17 protein-coding genes are annotated in these 15,934 nt (G+C 72.9%); 9 read left to right on the top strand and 8 right to left on the bottom strand.

The window, feature by feature from the left end; all coding sequences use genetic code 11:
- The first annotated feature begins 86 nt into the window (after positions 1 to 86).
- A complete protein-coding gene (ypfJ, locus tag ACH47X_RS05435) occupies positions 87 to 974 on the top strand; it encodes a KPN_02809 family neutral zinc metallopeptidase (RefSeq protein WP_397402143.1) in 888 nt (295 codons plus the stop codon).
- Positions 975 to 1,146: 172 nt separating this feature from the next.
- A complete protein-coding gene (gene thrS, locus ACH47X_RS05430; RefSeq protein ID WP_397402141.1) occupies positions 1,147 to 2,460 on the top strand; it encodes a threonine--tRNA ligase in 1,314 nt (437 codons plus the stop codon).
- A 2-nt stretch (positions 2,461 to 2,462) separates the two neighbouring features.
- Here the strand turns inward: thrS and ACH47X_RS05425 are convergent, their stop codons facing one another.
- Complete coding sequence (locus ACH47X_RS05425) at positions 2,463 to 3,119, bottom strand: hypothetical protein (RefSeq protein ID WP_397402139.1); 657 nt, start codon at positions 3,117 to 3,119, stop codon at positions 2,463 to 2,465.
- A gap of 54 nt (positions 3,120 to 3,173) precedes the next feature.
- Positions 3,174 to 4,418 (bottom strand): MFS transporter, encoded by a 1,245-nt coding sequence (locus ACH47X_RS05420; protein ID WP_397402137.1) that lies wholly within the window; start codon positions 4,416 to 4,418, stop codon positions 3,174 to 3,176.
- A 127-nt stretch (positions 4,419 to 4,545) separates the two neighbouring features.
- Here ACH47X_RS05420 and ACH47X_RS05415 point away from each other — a divergent pair, with 127 nt between their 5' ends.
- On the top strand, positions 4,546 to 6,144 hold the full coding sequence (locus ACH47X_RS05415) for an ABC-F family ATP-binding cassette domain-containing protein (RefSeq protein WP_020013113.1): 1,599 nt from the start codon (positions 4,546 to 4,548) through the stop codon (positions 6,142 to 6,144).
- Positions 6,145 to 6,171: 27 nt separating this feature from the next.
- On the opposite strand, the gene ACH47X_RS05410 is transcribed toward ACH47X_RS05415, so the two are convergent.
- Genes ACH47X_RS05410 through ACH47X_RS05400 form a run of 3 tightly spaced genes read right to left on the bottom strand, consistent with a single transcriptional unit; the run spans position 6,172 to position 7,780 of the window.
- Positions 6,172 to 7,119 carry an SURF1 family cytochrome oxidase biogenesis protein gene (locus ACH47X_RS05410; RefSeq protein WP_397402135.1) on the bottom strand — a complete coding sequence of 316 codons (948 nt, stop codon included), beginning with the start codon at positions 7,117 to 7,119 and terminating at the stop codon, positions 6,172 to 6,174.
- Positions 7,116 to 7,367 (bottom strand): hypothetical protein, encoded by a 252-nt coding sequence (locus ACH47X_RS05405; protein WP_020013111.1) that lies wholly within the window; start codon positions 7,365 to 7,367, stop codon positions 7,116 to 7,118. Before ACH47X_RS05405 ends, ACH47X_RS05410 begins: the two co-directional genes overlap by 4 nt.
- Positions 7,367 to 7,780, bottom strand: a complete 414-nt coding sequence (locus ACH47X_RS05400; RefSeq protein ID WP_397402133.1) for a DUF3099 domain-containing protein — start codon at positions 7,778 to 7,780, stop codon at positions 7,367 to 7,369. The genes ACH47X_RS05405 and ACH47X_RS05400 overlap by 1 nt, the downstream gene beginning before the upstream one ends.
- A 262-nt stretch (positions 7,781 to 8,042) precedes the next feature.
- On the opposite strand from ACH47X_RS05400, the gene fabG reads away from it, so the two are divergent.
- The 3 genes from fabG (at position 8,043) to ACH47X_RS05385 (ending at position 10,268) form a co-directional block, all read left to right on the top strand.
- Positions 8,043 to 8,780 (top strand): 3-oxoacyl-ACP reductase FabG, encoded by a 738-nt coding sequence (fabG, locus tag ACH47X_RS05395; protein WP_036969150.1) that lies wholly within the window; start codon positions 8,043 to 8,045, stop codon positions 8,778 to 8,780.
- Between the two features lie 160 nt (positions 8,781 to 8,940).
- Positions 8,941 to 9,711 (top strand): enoyl-ACP reductase FabI, encoded by a 771-nt coding sequence (gene fabI / locus ACH47X_RS05390; protein WP_397402131.1) that lies wholly within the window; start codon positions 8,941 to 8,943, stop codon positions 9,709 to 9,711.
- 17 nt (positions 9,712 to 9,728) lie between these two features.
- Positions 9,729 to 10,268 (top strand): SixA phosphatase family protein, encoded by a 540-nt coding sequence (locus tag ACH47X_RS05385; protein WP_397402129.1) that lies wholly within the window; start codon positions 9,729 to 9,731, stop codon positions 10,266 to 10,268.
- A gap of 99 nt (positions 10,269 to 10,367) precedes the next feature.
- Here the strand turns inward: ACH47X_RS05385 and serB are convergent, their stop codons facing one another.
- Together serB and glgC are read right to left on the bottom strand one after the other, a co-directional pair.
- The gene (serB, locus tag ACH47X_RS05380; RefSeq protein WP_397402127.1) at positions 10,368 to 10,988 is read right to left on the bottom strand and encodes a phosphoserine phosphatase SerB; all 621 of its coding nucleotides are present in this window, start codon (positions 10,986 to 10,988) and stop codon (positions 10,368 to 10,370) included.
- A 74-nt stretch (positions 10,989 to 11,062) separates the two neighbouring features.
- Positions 11,063 to 12,304: a glucose-1-phosphate adenylyltransferase gene (gene glgC, locus ACH47X_RS05375; protein ID WP_121381810.1), complete on the bottom strand. Its 1,242-nt coding sequence runs from the start codon at positions 12,302 to 12,304 to the stop codon at positions 11,063 to 11,065.
- A gap of 128 nt (positions 12,305 to 12,432) precedes the next feature.
- Between glgC and glgA the strand changes: the two genes are divergently transcribed.
- Positions 12,433 to 13,680, top strand: coding sequence for a glycogen synthase (glgA, locus tag ACH47X_RS05370; protein WP_397402260.1), 1,248 nt, complete (start codon positions 12,433 to 12,435; stop codon positions 13,678 to 13,680).
- Between the two features lie 3 nt (positions 13,681 to 13,683).
- Here the strand turns inward: glgA and ACH47X_RS05365 are convergent, their stop codons facing one another.
- A complete protein-coding gene (locus tag ACH47X_RS05365; protein WP_397402125.1) occupies positions 13,684 to 14,445 on the bottom strand; it encodes a hypothetical protein in 762 nt (253 codons plus the stop codon).
- A 43-nt stretch (positions 14,446 to 14,488) separates the two neighbouring features.
- On the opposite strand from ACH47X_RS05365, the gene ACH47X_RS05360 reads away from it, so the two are divergent.
- Both ACH47X_RS05360 and ACH47X_RS05355 read left to right on the top strand, forming a co-directional pair.
- Positions 14,489 to 15,274: an ABC transporter ATP-binding protein gene (locus tag ACH47X_RS05360; RefSeq protein WP_036968929.1), complete on the top strand. Its 786-nt coding sequence runs from the start codon at positions 14,489 to 14,491 to the stop codon at positions 15,272 to 15,274.
- A gap of 212 nt (positions 15,275 to 15,486) precedes the next feature.
- Positions 15,487 to 15,915, top strand: a complete 429-nt coding sequence (locus ACH47X_RS05355; RefSeq protein WP_036968928.1) for an NfeD family protein — start codon at positions 15,487 to 15,489, stop codon at positions 15,913 to 15,915.
- Positions 15,916 to 15,934: the final 19 nt, after the last annotated feature.

Below are 15,934 nucleotides of genomic sequence, written 5' to 3'. Positions count from 1 at the left end.
CGGCCGGCTCGCCGGGCCTTCGTACGGCACCCCCGGCCCCGGGTGCCCTCCGGGTACCGACCCTCGGCTCGCGGTAGCGTTGTCAGGTGACTTTCAGCGAGGGCGGGCAGTTCGAGGGCGGCCGGGTCCGCAAGGGTGGCGGACGCCGGGGCGCCGTCGGCGCGGGCGTCGGCGGCGGTGCGGCGCTCGTCATCGCGCTGCTGTACATGGTGCTGACCGGCAACAGCCCGGCCGACATCCTCGGGACCACCACCGACTCCGGCGGCGGTGGCGAGCAGGGCTACATCGGCAGCTGCACCGCGGAGCAGGCCAACAACGACCCCGAGTGCCGGCTCAGCGCCGCCGTCGACTCGCTCGATGTCTACTGGGCCGAGACCCTTCCGCAGCAGGGCGGCGTGGAGTACGTGATGCCCGAGGTCGTCAGCTTCACCGACGCGGTCGACACCGGCTGCGGTTCGGCGACGTCGGCCACGGGGCCGTTCTACTGCCCGGCCGACACCACGGTGTACGAGGACCTCTCGTTCTACGACCAGCTCTCCAGCCAGTTCGGCGCCGAGGGCGGGCCGCTGGCGGAGATGTACGTGACGGCGCACGAGTTCGGGCACCACATCGAGAACCAGCTCGGGCTGTTCGAGCGGGCCGACCGGTCGGGTACCGGCCCGGAGTCCGACTCGGTGCGCATCGAGCTCATGGCCGACTGCCTCGCCGGGATGTGGGCGGGCAACGCGGCGACCACCGAGGACCCGGACACCGGCGTGCCGTTCCTCGAACCCATCTCGCGGGCCCAGCTCGAGCAGGCGCTGTCCGCCGCCGCGGCCGTCGGCGACGACAACATCCAGCGCCGCTCCGGCGGCGACGTGAACCCCGAGGCGTTCTCGCACGGCTCCAGCGAGCAGCGCGTGCGGTGGTTCTCGACCGGCTACCAGGGCGGCACCATCCAGGACTGCAACGCCCTGGACGCCCGCACCCTCTGACGTTACGGTGGGCGACATGCACCTCAGCGCACGCACGACGACGCCGGACCCCTCCGGCGCGCGCTGACCTGCACCCAGCAACCAGGCCCCGGAGCTCGCTCCGGGGCCTTTGTCGTGCGCGACGGCGGCACCGGGACAGCTCCTCCACCGAACCCGTCGAAGGAGCACCACCATGAACGTCCCCGCAGGCAACGAGGCACCCGCGGCGTCCGCCGTCGTCGACCACCGCGAGCTCGGCCGCGACATGCGGATCTTCGACACCAGCCCGCTGGTCGGTCCCGGCCTGCCCCTGTGGCTGCCGGCCGGCGCCGCCATCCGGTACGAGCTGGAGCAGTACGCGCGCGAGGTCGCGCTGCGCACCGGCTGCGAGCCCGTCTACTCGCCGGTGCTCGGCAAGCGCTCGCTGTACGAGCTCTCGGGCCACTGGGCCAAGTTCGCCGACGACATGTTCCCGCCCATGTACCTCGGCGGCCCCCAGGGCGGTTCGGACGGCACCTCCGCGCCCGATGGCGACACCGATCCCCTCGTGCTGCGTCCCGCGAACTGCCCGCACCACGCGCAGATCTACGCGTCCGAGCCCCGTTCCTACCGCGACCTGCCCGTGCGGTACTCGGAGCTCGCCTCGATGTTCCGCGCGGAGCGGTCCGGGGTGCTGTCCGGGCTGAGCCGCGTGCGGCAGATCAACCTCGACGACGCGCACGTGTTCTGCCGTCCCGACCAGGTCGGGGTGGAGGTGCGCACCGCCGTCGTCGCCGTGCTGGAGGTGCTGGAGACCCTGGACATCGAGGTGTCCTACTTTCGCCTGTCCGGCCGGGACGACTCCGGCCGCTGGCTCGGCGAGCCCGCGCAGTGGACCGAGGCGGAGGAGGCGCTGCGCGCGGTGCTCGACGACGTCGCGGCGCCGGCCGGGCTGCCCTGGCACGCGGAAGCCGGCGAGGCCGCGTTCTACGGACCCAAGATCGACGTCCAGGTGCTCGACGCCCGGGGCCACGAGGAGACCCTCGCGACCGTGCAGCTCGACTTCAACCAGCCCGAGCGATTCGACCTCACCTATGTCGCCGCCTCGGGGGAGCGGGAGCGGGTCGTGATGATCCATCGCGGCACCGTCGGGGCGATGGAGCGGATGGTCGCGTTCCTCCTGGAGCGGCACGGCGGCAGGCTCCCGTTCTGGCTCGCGCCCGTGCAGGTCTGCCTGCTCCCGCTGCCCGACGGCGGAGACGCGCTCGCCGACGACGTGGCCGCCGACCTGCGGGCCCGTGGCCTGCGCGTCCGCGTGGAACGGGACGGGTCGCTGGGCAACCGGATCCGGCTCGCCCGCGAGCGGCGGGACGCGCTGCTGGGCGTGCTCGGCGCGCGTGAGGCGGCGTCGGGCGTGCTGGCGGTGACCGACCCGGCGTCGGGCGCGAAAGCCTCCGTGCCGCTCGCTGAGCTGGGCGACCGCCTCGCGGACGCGGCGCGTCGGCGGGTGCCGCGCGTGGACCTCTGACCTCAGCGGGCCCAGGTGCGCCGGTCGCGGGCCGCGAGGTGGACGATCTCCAGCTCGCGGTCCGTCAGCACCGGACGCCGGCCCTCCAGCCACGGCACGAGCTCCCGCGTCGTGAGCACCTCGACGCCCTCGTGCGAGCCCGCCACGCGGGGCTCCTTGGTGCGGACGAAGACGATCACGGGTGTCACCGTGACCGGCACCCGCGTGGCCCGGCCGAGGATCTCCTGGGTGCGGCGCGCCTCGTTCCAGGCGGCCTCGGCCGTCACCTCGTGCGACGGGCGGAAGATGGTGTGCATCGTGAAGACGCCGCCGGGCCCGATCACGAGCTGGTCGAGCTCCAGGGCACCGCCGTCGGCCTGGACCGACTGGAGCACCCGCCAGGCGGGACGCCGGGCGACGAGCTCCCAGAGCTCGGCCGCGGCGGCGCACGCCCCGGTGATCCGGTGCCGCATCTCGCGGTGGTACTCGTCGGGCCGTCCGGTCAACCGCCCCCGCAGGACCGCCGTGGTGTGCTGCTTGAAGTACGTGCGGCGCCGGGCGATCAGGTGCTTCGCCGGCCGGTTGCCCGTGAGGTCGTCACCGCCTGTCAGGCGGCCGGCGCGGAGCAGCGGCAGTGCGTCGGTGACAGTGACTGGAACGCTGGTCGTCTCAGTGCCCATGGGGCGGACGTTACGTCCGCGTTGCCATGTGCGCGCGTTCTGACGGTGAAGTGATCACCCACCTGCGGCGTCGTCCGCGGGGCCCGGAGCGGCGTCGGCGGCCGCGGCCGGGCCGCCCGGGAACGCCCGCCGTGCCACCAGCACCACGACCAGCGCGGCCACCACGAGCACCGCGCCGGTGTACGGCAGCACGTCGATGCCCGCGCCGTCGAGCACGAGCGCCCCGAGGGCCGCGCCGCCGCCGATACCGATGTTCGCCGTCGCGTTGACCAGCGCCCCGACGACGTCGGGCGAGGCCCCGCGCGTCCGGATCGCCGCCGTCTGGAAGACGGCGGCCACGGCGCCGAAGCCGACGCTCCACACGGCTGCCGCGGCGAGCGTGCCCACCGTGCCGGGGAACGCGAGGCCGAGGGCGAGCACCCCGGCCGCGACCACGGAGAGGGTGATCACGGTGGTCTGCCGGAGGTGCACGTCGAGCCGCGCGGCCGCGAACGCGGCCCCGACGAGCCCCAGCGCGCCGATCAGCAGCAGGGCCGGGCCGAGCGCGGCGGTGGCCAGCCCGGCGGCCAGGAGCAGCACCGAGACGTAGGTGTAGACCGTGAAGTGACCCAGGTATGCCAGGGCGTTCGCCACGCTGACCTGGGCGAGCGCGGTCCGCCGGGCGCCCCGGGCGGCGTCGTCCGGGGGAGCGCCGCCGCCCGGGACGGACGGCAGCAGCCACGCCGTGAGCACGCCCGCGACGACGCACACGCCCGTCAGGACGAGGAACGCGTTGCGCCAGCCGACGGCCGCCCCCAGCGACGTCGACAGCGGGACGCCGAGGATGAACCCGGCCGACGCGCCCAGTGTGACGAGCGCCAGCGCCCGCCCGGCCAGGTGCGGGCGCACCAGCCGCGAGGCGTACCCGATGCTCACGGAGAAGAAGACGGCGTGGGCGGCCCCGCCCAGGGCCCGCGCCGCGGCGACGACGGCGAACGTGGGGGCCAGCGCGACGATCACGTTGCTCGCCGTGTAGACGGCCAGGGTGCCGAGCAGCAGCGTCTTGCGCGGCAGCCTCCGCGTCGCGGACGTGAGCGGCAGGGCGAGCGCTGCCACCATGAACGCGTACGCCGTGACCAGGAGGCCCGCGACGGACTCCGAGACGGCGAGGTCGTCGCTGATCAGCGGGAGCAGGCCCACCGGGACCAGCTCGGTCGTGACGGCGACGAAGGTGGCGAGGGCCAGGGCGAACAGCCCGCCGGCCGCCTCGCGGACGTCGCCGGGCTGCCAGCCGGCGGCGTCGGCGCGTGAAGATGGCATGGGCCCCATGGTGACATTCGTCGCGACCCGCCCGTTGCCGCACCCGCACCCCCTAGACTGGACCGGCCCCCGCCGCCGTGGGCCGATCTCTGTCGTACGACCACCCCTGACCGTGAGGAACACCTGCGTGATCACTGCCCATGGCGTCGAGCTGCGCGTCGGCGCGCGCGTGCTGCTGAGCGAGGCCACCTTCCGGGTCGCCTCGGGCGACCGGATCGGCCTGGTGGGCCGCAACGGCGCCGGCAAGACCACGCTGACCAAGACGCTGGCGGGGGAGACCCAGCCCACGGGCGGTCAGATCGTGCGCGGCACGGACATCGGCTACCTGCCGCAGGACCCGCGCACGGGCGACCTCGAGGTCGTCGCGATGGACCGCGTGCTCTCCGCGCGCAACCTCGACCGCGTGATCGCGCAGATGCGCGCGACCGAGGGCGAGATGGCCTCGGCCGACCCGGACACGCAGGCCGCGGCGCTGGAGCGCTACCCCAAGCTGGAGGCGCGGTTCCTCGCCGCCGGCGGGTACGCCGCCGAGTCCGAGGCGCAGATCATCACGGCGAACCTCGGCCTGGACGAGCGCGTGCTGGGCCAGCCGCTGAGCACCCTCTCGGGCGGTCAGCGCCGCCGGATCGAGCTCGCGCGCATCCTGTTCAGCGGCGTCGAGACGCTGCTGCTGGACGAGCCCACCAACCACCTCGACGCCGACTCGATCATCTGGCTGCGCGACTACCTCAAGGCGTACAACGGCGGGTTCATCGTGATCAGCCACGACGTCGACCTGCTGCGCGCCACGGTGAACAAGGTGTTCCACCTGGACGCGAACCGGGGCGAGCTCGACCAGTACAACATGGGCTGGGACACGTACCTGGAGCAGCGCGAGACGGACGAGCGACGTCGTCGGCGCGAGCGGGCGAACGCGGAGAAGAAGGCCGGCACCCTGCTCGCCCAGGCCGAGAAGATGCGCGCCAAGGCGACCAAGGCGACCGCCGCGCAGAACATGATCAAGCGCGCCGAGAAGATGCTCGGCGGCCTGGAGAACGAGCGCGCCGCCGACCGCGTGGCCAAGCTCCGCTTCCCGACGCCGGCGCCCTGCGGGCGCACGCCGCTGACCGCGAGCGGGCTGTCCAAGGCGTACGGGTCGCAGGAGGTCTTCGCCGGGGTCGACCTGGCGATCGACCGCGGGTCGCGCGTGGTGATCCTCGGCTTCAACGGTGCGGGCAAGACGACGCTGCTGCGCATCCTCGCGGGCGTCGAGGCCCCGGACACCGGCGAGGTCGAGCCCGGCCACGGCCTCAAGCTCGGCTACTACGCCCAGGAGCACGACACGCTCGACATGGACGCGACCGTCGTGGAGAACCTGCGGCACGCCGCGCCCGACCTCACCGACACCCAGGTGCGCTCGGTGCTCGGCTCGTTCCTCTTCAGCGGGGACGACGCCGAGAAGCCGGCGCACGTGCTGTCCGGCGGTGAGAAGACGCGGCTCGCGCTGGCGACGATCGTCGTCTCCGGCGCCAACGTGCTGCTGCTGGACGAGCCCACCAACAACCTCGACCCGGCATCCCGCGCCGAGATCCTCGGGGCGCTCAAGACGTACGAGGGCGCCGTCGTCATGGTGACCCACGACGACGGCGCCGTCGAGGCGCTGGAGCCGGAGCGCGTGCTCCTGCTGCCCGACGGCGACGAGGACCTCTGGAACGACAGCTACCAGGAGCTCGTCTCCCTGGCCTGAGCCCGACCAGCGGTTGGCCGGAGCGGCTCAGCGCAGCTGGGACTCGATCAGCGCGTCTTCCTCGTCCTCGGCGCTGCGCCGGCGCTCCTTGGGCGCCTTGCGGGCGCGGACCCCTTCGCCGTCGGACACCTCGCCGGAAGCCAGCAGCAGGTCGCCCGCCGACACGTTCTCCCCGCGCAACGCTCCCCGCTCACGGCGCCACAGCACGATGTACCCGCCCACGGCGCCGAGCGCGAAGATGGCCCACTGGAACGCGTAGGAGAGGTGCGAGCCCGGGTCGGTGTCGGGCTTGGGCAGGGTCGCCAGCGCGACGTCGGGAGCGGGCTGCTCCGACCGCAGCGCGCCGTACGCGCCGACGGTGCGCCCCTCGGCCCATCCTGCGCCGTCAGGCCCGGCGGCGAGCACCTGGGCCGTCGAGATCGCCTGCACCTGGCCGGGCTGCGCGCCGCGGTCGGACGGCGGCTCGTCGGCGCGCAGCGACACCACGACGGTCACGTCGCCCGAGGGCGCGTCCGGGACGGCGTCCGGGCCCCGCGCGTCGCGCCCGAGCGGCACCGTGCCACGGTTGACGACCAGCACGATCTCCTGGCCGTCCGGCAGGCGCGTCTCGAACGGCACCAGCACGTGGTACCCGTTGCGGCCCGCGACCGGCCGGTTGCGCAGCAGCACGGTCGCGTCCGTGACGTAGTGGCCCTCCAGCTCGACCGGGCGCCAGATATCGGAGTCCGGCACCACCGCACCGGGACCCGGCAGGATCTCGTCCACGGGCACCGCCGGCGCCGACCAGTTGTTCTCGATGAGGTCGATCTCGGCCTCGCGGGACTCGTACCGGTTCCACTGCCAGCGTCCGGCGACCAGGCACAGCGCGGCCAGCACCACGGCGGCCACCGCGAGGATCACCCATTGGCGGGTGGTGCGCGGGCCGCGCGCGTCGTCGGGCGCCGGGGGCCGCGCCGCCACGTGCGTCTGGTTCACGAGACCCTTTCCAGCTCCGCCACCGGGACGGTCTGCTTCCAGAAGGACCGCGCGCCCAGGAACTGCTCGAGGTGCTCGCGGTGCTCGTCGCAGGCGAGCCACACCTTGCGCCGCTGCGGGGTGTGCAGCTTCGGGTTGTTCCAGAGCAGGCCCCATGCGGCCTGCTCGCGGCAGCCCTTGGCGCTGCAGATCAGCTCGCCGTCGGGAACGGCGTCGGGCGTCCCGCCCGTCAGTCCCAGCACGTCCATCAGTCGTCCACGTGGTTGATCACGCGGCCGGGCCCAGGGCTCAGCCGTCCGGTCCCGTCGTGGGCGCCCGGGTCGTCCGGACGATGGTCCTGCGACCCGGCCTGCCTGCCCTCGTGCGCGACCGGGGGCGCCTCCTCGGGCAGCTCCTCGAGCATCGGGGCCGCCTGCGGCGTGACGGGGGAGGTGTCGTGCGTGGTGTGGTCGCGGCCGGCGTTGGCGACGAGCACTGCCGAGTACGGCAGCACCACGGCGGCCGCCACCAAGGCCCAGCGGACCCAGCCGTCGACCAGCACGGCGCCGATGATGCAGACCACGCGGATGGACATCTGGATGAGGTAGCTGCGCGTGCGGCGCGCCTGGTCCACCGCCAGCGGCTCGGGGGCCGAGGTGATGGAGGGAACCGGCTCGCTCATGCTGTCAGTCTACGTGCGCCCGACATCACCGGACACGACGTCGGCATACCTCACACGACGTGGTGCATGCTGGGCGTACAAGAGGTTGTTGTAGGAAACCGACAAGGTCCGGTGGATCCCTGTGGCCCGCCGCGCGCGGCGCGCGTCCGACGCGCGGGGTAGCGTCGCAGCGGACCCGGATCGACCCAGGTACCGGCCGCGGCCCCCAGCCTCGCGCGGCCCCTTGCGAAAGCCCAGCATCGAGGAGCCTCAGGTGACCACCATGCCCGCCACTCAGAGCATTGCCGCAGGTCCCACCGGCCGTGTGGTCGTCGTGACGGGTGCCGCTCGCGGCATCGGCCGCGCCATCGCCGAGCGTTTCGTCGCCGACGGCGACCGCGTCGCCACGATCTACCGCGGCGGGGACCTGCCCAAGGGCGTCGAGCCCTACGTGGCGGACGTCACGGACACCGAGGCCGTCGACGCCGCCTTCGCCGCGATCGAGGCCGACCTGGGCCCGGTCGAGGTGCTCGTGGCCAACGCGGGCGTGACCAAGGACCAGCTCCTCATGCGCATGAGCGACGAGGAGTTCGAGACCGTCATCGACGTGAACCTGAAGGGCACGTTCCGCTGCGTCCGCCGGGCCTCCAAGGGCATGATCCGGGCCCGCAAGGGCCGCATCGTGCTGCTCGGCTCGATCGTCGGCACGTCCGGCGGCCCCGGCCAGGTCAACTACGCCTCCTCGAAGGCGGCCCTGGTGGGCATGGCCCGCTCGATCACCCGCGAGCTGGGCTCGCGCGGCATCACCGCGAACGTCGTCGCGCCCGGCTACGTCGAGACCGACATGACGGCCGCGCTGTCCGACGACGTGCGCAACGGCTACCTGAAGTCGATCCCCGCGGGCCGCTTCGCCACGCCGGACGAGGTCGCCGCCGTCGTCTCGTTCGTCGCCTCCGACGCCGCCGGCTACGTCTCGGGTGCCCTCATCCCCGTCGACGGCGGTCTCGGGATGGGTCACTGACCCGTAGTCTGACGCCGCCACCAGCGGTTTCGTCGGTACATATCCAACATTCCCCGCGCGTGACACGGCGCGGAGTTTCGTTCCACGCTGCAATCCGCATTACGCTCGCACCCAGCACAGGGGTTGCTCCGGCACGCCTGCGCCTGATCGGAAGGACAACATGGGTCTCCTCGAAGGTAAGAAGCTGCTCGTCACGGGCGTGCTGACGGACTCGTCGATCGCATTCCACGCCGCCCGTCTCGCCCAGGAGGAGGGCGCGGAGGTCGTGCTCTCGTCCTTCGGACGGCAGATGAAGCTGACCCAGGCCTTCTCCAAGCGTCTCCCCGTCGAGGCGCCGGTCGTGGAGCTCGACGCCACCAGCCAGGAGAACCTCGACGCGCTCGCGGACGCCGTGCGTGCGGAGGGCTTCGAGCGGCTCGACGGCGTCGTGCACTCGATCGGGTTCGCGCCGCAGTCCGTCATGGGCGGCAACTTCCTCTCGGGTACCTGGGAGGACGTCGCCACCGCGCTGCACGTCTCGACGTTCTCGTACAAGTCGATCGCGGTGGCCGCCAAGCCGCTGATGACCCACGGCGGTGCCGTCGTCGGCCTCACGTTCGACGCGCAGTTCGCCTGGCCCGTCTACGACTGGATGGGCGTGGCCAAGGCCGGTCTCGAGTCCGCGAACCGCTACCTGGCGCGCGACCTCGGGCCCGAGGGCATCCGTTGCAACCTCGTCTCGGCAGGGCCGATCCGTACCACCGCCGCCAAGTCCATCCCGGGCTTCGCGACGATGGAGGACGCCTGGCCGACGCGAGCCCCGCTCGGCTGGGACCAGACCACCGCAGAGCCGGCCGCGCGCGCCGTCGCCGCCCTGCTGTCCGACTGGTTCCCGGCGACGACAGGCGAGATCGTGCACGTCGACGGCGGCGTGCACGCCATGGGCCAGTAGATGGGCAGGAGGCACTGATGGGCAGAGCGTCGGGCACGGAGCCCACCACGACGCCGTCACGGCGTCTGGTGTTGCTCCGGCACGCGAAGGCGGAGCCGGCGTCGGAACTTCCCGACGAGTCGCGGCCCCTCGCCTTGCGTGGCCGGGACCAGGCAGGGAAGGTCGGGGCGGCACTGGTCGCGTCCGGCCTCGTGCCCGACGCCGTCCTCGTCTCCGGGGCGTTGCGGACGCGGCAGACCTGGGACCTCGTGCGCAAGCACCTGGGGGAGCCGGCGGTGTCCTACACCGACGACCTGCTGGGTGCCATGCCGCGCGGCGTCCTGGCGCTGGTGCGTGAGCTGGAGCCCGCAGCCCGCACCGTCCTGGTGATCGGCCACGAGCCCGCGATGGCGGGCACGGCCGAGCTCCTGGCCGGGCCGGGCTCGGAGGACGGCGCCCTCGCGCAGGTGCGCGTCGGCGTCCCGACGGCGACCTACTCGGTGCTGGAGGCCGATCTCGCCTGGGCGGACTGGGACCGCAAGACGGCCCGCCTGACCGAGGTCACGCGCCCCGCCTGACGCCCCTCGGTGTCAGACACGAACGGACGTGTCAGACGCGCGGATCACCTTGGTGACCCGAGCGCCTGACACGTCCGTCCGTGTCTGACAGGACTCGGCTCAGAGGAGGGCCAGCAGGTTGTCCAGGCGGTCCTCGATCACGTGGGGGGCCTGCTCGCGCACGAGCGGCTTGGCGTTGAACGCCACGCCCACCCCGGCGGCGGCGATCATGTCGAGGTCGTTCGCGCCGTCGCCCACCGCGACCGTCTGCTCCAGCGGCACACCGGTCTGCGCGGCCCACTCGCGGAGCGTCGCGGCCTTCGCGGCCCGGTCGATGACGGGGCCGACGGTGCGGCCGGTCAGCACGCCGTCGGCGACCTCCAGCCGGTTGGCCCGCACGAGCTCGATTCCCAGCTCGCGCGCGATCGGCGCGGCGATCTCCTCGAACCCGCCCGACACCAGCCCGAACGCCCAGCCGCGGGCCTGGCACTCGGCCACGAGCTCCCGGGCGCCCGGCATGAGCTCCACCGCCGCGCGGACCTTGTCCAGCGCCTCGACGGGCACGCCGGCCAGCGTCGCCACGCGCTCGCGCAGCGACCCGGCGAAGTCGAGCTCGCCCCGCATCGCGCGCTCGGTCACGGCCGCTACCTGCTCGCGGGTGCCGGCGTGCTCGGCGATCAGCTCGATGACCTCCTGGCGGAAGAACGTGGAGTCGGCGTCGGACACGATGAGTCGCTTCACGGGACCCAGTGTGCCGGAGCAGCGCGCCGCCGCGCGGCCCTGTCCACGCCGCGCGCCCGGGCGCCGCGGCCGCGTCAGTCGACGATCGTGCCCTTCGGGACCACCACGAGCCCCGACTCCGTGACCGTGAAACCGCGCGCGCGGTCCTCGTCGTGGTCCACGCCGATGCGCGCCCGCTCGTTGATGATCACGTTCTTGTCCACGATCGCGCGGTGCACATGCGCGTAGCGGTGCACCTGGACGTCGTCCATCAGCACCGAGTTGGACACGTTCGACCAGGAGTGCAGGTGCACGCCGGGGGAGAGCACCGAACCGGCCGCCTGCGCACCCGAGATGAGCACGCCCGGCGACACGATCGACTCCGCCGCGTGCCCCATGCGGCCCGGACCCGCGTGCACGAACTTGGCCGGCGGCAGCCCCGTGTAGCCCGTGTACAGGGGCCACTCCATGTTGTAGAGGTTGAAGATCGGGTGCACCGCGATCAGGTCGGTGTGCGCGTCGTAGAACGAGTCGATCGTCCCGACGTCGCGCCAGTAGCCGCGGTCCCGGTCGGTGGAGCCGGGCACGTCGTTGCGGATGAAGTCGTAGACGCCCGCCTCGCCCTCGGCCACGAACGCCGGGATGATGTCGCCGCCCATGTCGTGCCGCGAGTCGGGGTTGGCCGCGTCCTTGGTGACCGCCTCGACCAGCGCGTCGGCGTCGAACACGTAGTTGCCCATCGAGGCGAGGATCTCGCCGGGGGAGTCCGGCAGGCCCGTGGGCTCGGTCGGCTTCTCCAGGAACTCGCGGATCTTCGACGGGTCGGCCGGGTCCACGTCGATGACGCCGAACTGGTCCGCCATCTCGATCGGCTGCCGGATCGCGGCGACCGTGGCACGCGCGCCGGACTCGATGTGCGCGTCCACCATCTGCGAGAAGTCCATGCGGTAGACGTGGTCGGCACCGACCACGACCACGATGTCGGGCCGCTCGTCGTCGATGATGTTCAGGCACTGGTAGATCGCGTCGGCGCTGCCGAGATACCAGTGCTTGCCCACGCGCTGCTGAGCCGGGACGGGTGCCACGAAGTTGCCCAGCAGCGGCGACATGCGCCACGTCTTGGAGATGTGGCGGTCCAGGGAGTGGGACTTGTACTGCGTCAGCACGACGACGTGCAGGTACCGCGAGTTGACGATGTTCGACAGCGCGAAGTCGACCAGGCGGTAGATCCCGCCGAAGGGCACTGCTGGCTTGGCGCGGGCGGCGGTCAGCGGCATCAGCCGCTTTCCCTCACCGCCGGCGAGGACGATCGCAAGGACGCGGGGAGCGGAGGCCATACGGTGACATTAAGGCCTTTCCGCCGGTTGCGTCAGGTGGCACGCTGAGACGTGGCGCACGCTAGGTTGGCACTGTGCCCGACCTTCCCGCCGCCACCACCCCCGCCACCGCCGGCCCCGCCCCCGAGCTGCGGCCCACCGGTACGCTCCGCGTGGACCTGCTCACCCGCGAGTTCCCGCCGAACGTGTACGGCGGCGCGGGCGTGCACGTCGCCGAGCTGGCCGCCGTCCTGCGACAGCACGCCGACGTCCGCGTGCGCTGCTTCGACGGCCCGCGCGACGCCGCGACCGAAGCCGCCGGCGTCACCGGCTACAGCACGCCGACGGCGCTCACGGGCGCCAACGCCGCCCTGGCCACCCTGGGCACCGACCTGGTGATGGCCGACGACGTCGCGGGCGCCGACCTGCTGCACTCCCACACCTGGTACGCCAACATGGCGGGCCACCTGGGCGGCCTGCTGCACGGTGTGCCGCACGTCGTGACGGCGCACTCGCTGGAGCCCCTGCGCCCCTGGAAGGCCGAGCAGCTCGGCGGCGGCTACGCGCTCTCCTCGTGGGCCGAGCGGACCGCCTACCTGGGCGCCGCCGGCGTCATCGCGGTCTCGGCGGGCATGCGGGCCGACATCCTGCGCGTCTATCCGGAGCTCGACCCCGAGCGCGTGCACGTGGTGCACAACGGCATCGACCTGTCGGGCTGGCGCCGTCCCGCCGCCGACGACGCCGAGGCCAACGCCGCCGCGGAGGCGACCGTGCGCCGCCACGGTATCGACCCGGACCGCCCCGCCGTCGTGTTCGTCGGCCGGATCACGCGGCAGAAGGGCCTGCCGTACCTGCTGCGCGCCGCCGCCGAGCTGCCGCCCGAGGTGCAGCTCGTGCTGTGCGCCGGCGCCCCCGACACGCCCGAGATCATGGCCGAGGTGGTGGGCCTCGTCGAACGCCTGCGCGAGACCCGCACCGGCGTCGTCTGGATCGAGGAGATGCTTCCGCGGCCCGACCTGATCGCCGTCCTGGGCGCGTGCACCGTCTTCGTCTGCCCGAGCGTCTACGAGCCGCTCGGCATCGTGAACCTGGAGGCCATGGCCGTGGGCCTGCCCGTGGTGGGCACGGCCACGGGCGGCATCCCCGAGGTGGTCGACGACGGCGTCACCGGCCTGCTCGTCCCGATCGAGCAGTCCGACGACGGCACGGGCACGCCGCTCGACCCCGACCGGTTCGTGGCCGACCTGGCCGCGGCGCTCACCCGCGTGGCCACGGACCCGGAGGGCGCGGCCGTGCTGGGAGCCGCGGGACGCCGACGCGCGGAGGACCACTTCGCCTGGTCCGCGATCGGGGACCGCACCATGGAGGTCTACCGGCGGGTGCTGGCGAGCGCCTAGCGGTCAGGCCACCCGCCCGTACGTCGCGGCGCTCATCGCGTGCCGGGCCGTGCGGTCCACCTCGCGCAGCGCCGTGGAGCGCTGGTCCACCTGGAAGACGTTGACCGCGCCGCCGTCGTCCACCGTGCCCAGGGCGACGATGGCGCGCAGCCGGTTGGCGAGGTCCAGCACGCGGGCGCGCCGCCCGTCCAGGTGCGGCACCGGCCACGACGACGTGCTGGCGGACCGGATCCGCTCGATCGCGTCGGCGGCGTCGTCGCGCCACCGGGCCACGTCGAGCTGGTCCAGGGCCTCCGTGGCCCTCATGAGGCTCGTGCGCAGCTCGCGCTCGGCGTCGGACACCGAGCCGATGGTGCCCTGCACCAGCATGGTCCACTCCGGGATCGCCACCACGTGCCACGTGACCAGGTGCCCGGGCTCGATGTGGCTGCCGAACGCCTGGACCCTGGGTACGGCGGCCCAGCTCCCGGCGGGCGTCGTGATCGCCACGCACTCACCGGCCTCGGTGGCTTCGTGGTTCGCGGCCGCGGGGACGCCCGAGGCGTCACCGGGCGCCGGGAGCAGCGCGCACACCTCACGTGGCCCCTCGGTCCAAGCCGTGAAGAGGGTGTCGAGATCCGTTCCGTCGGCGAAGCCGGGCAGCCCTTCCACGGTGTGCGGCTCGTCGTCGCCCACCACGGACTTCACGGCGTCCGAGGTGTCGCCTATGCCCTGCAGCCAGAGGGCGAGCAGCACGCTCCGGGGGAGGTCCTGTTCGATGTCCACCGCAGCACTGTAGATGACACCTTCTCAGGTAGGGTCGGTGCCCATGAGCTCGGTTCTCCACCTTGCGGGCGTCACCGTCCGTCGCGGCACCTCGACCATCCTCGATTCCGTGGACTGGCAGGTGAACGAGGGAGAGCGCTGGATCGTTCTCGGGCCCAACGGCGCGGGCAAGACGACCCTGCTCCAGATCGTCGCGGCGCGCCTGCACCCGACGTCGGGCACCGCGAACATCCTGGACGCGACCCTCGGCCGCGTCGACGTGTTCGAGCTGCGCCCGCGCATCGGCATCGCCAGCGCGGCCCTCGCCGAGCGGCTGCCGACGGCGGAGACCGTGCGCGACGTCGTGCTGACCGCTGCCTACGGCGTGACCGGCCGCTGGCGCGAGAGCTACGACGAGCTCGACGAGCAGCGGGCCAAGGACCTGCTGGCCTCGTTCGACGTCGACCACCTCGCGGACCGCACCTACGGGACCCTGTCCGAGGGCGAGCGCAAGCGCGTGCAGATCGCCCGGGCGCTCATGACCGACCCCGAGCTGCTGCTGCTCGACGAGCCCGGCGCGGGCCTCGACCTGGGCGGCCGCGAGGAGCTGGTGGCCACGCTGTCCGCGCTCGCGGACGACCCGGCCTCCCCGGTGCTGATCCACGTGACGCACCACGTCGAGGAGATCCCGCCGGGCTTCACGCACCTGCTGCTCATGAAGAAGGCGGGCATCCAGGCGGCCGGACCGATCGAGGAGGTCCTCACCGCGGACAACCTCTCGGCGGCCTTCGGACTGCCGCTGGTCGTGGCCCACGGCGGCGGTCGCTGGCTCGCTCGCGCCGCCCGCTGACGGCGTCCCTCCGTCACCTTCGACCTGGAATCTCGAGAGGCTCCGGGAAAACCTTCTGAAACGGCGATTTCACTATCGCTGTGTCAGTGGTCCTTGGTAAAGTCCGGGCAAAGGTCCGAGGTAGCGGTAATTTCACCGCGAGGGCCCGCCATCGGAGAGGTTCCGACGGCGACCGGTCGCCAACCGGAGTGGACGCTCGGAGGGAGCAACCCATGGCGTGGTTGTGGTGGGTAGGAGCGGCGCTGATCTTCGCGCTGATCGAGCTCTTGTCGTTGGACTTCGTCTTCATCATGTTCGCGGGCGGCGCGCTGGCCGCGGCCGTCGCGAACGGCGCGGGTGCCCCGCTCTGGATGCAGGCCATCGTGTTCGTCGTGGCGTCGGTGGTGCTGCTCGTGACGCTTCGGCCCACGCTGATCCGGCACCTGCGCAACAACACGCCGAAGGCGCCCACCAACGCCGAGGCGAACGTGGGTCGCACGGCGTCGGTGGTCCAGGAGGTCAGCACCGCGTCGGGGCTGATCAAGCTCAGCGGAGAGGTCTGGAGCGCGCGCTCCGTGCCCGGGTCGCCCCTGCTGCCCGCCGGCGCTAGCGTTCGTGTGGTCCAGATCGACGGCGCCACCGCCGTCGTCGAGCCGGCGTAGCCGCCTGGCGCCTGGGCGC

This window comes from Promicromonospora kroppenstedtii, assembly GCF_044389675.1.
Lineage (GTDB): Bacteria > Actinomycetota > Actinomycetes > Actinomycetales > Cellulomonadaceae > Promicromonospora > Promicromonospora kroppenstedtii.
Note: the sequence above shows the minus strand (reverse complement) of the source record. Positions and strands in the feature narration are given on the sequence as shown.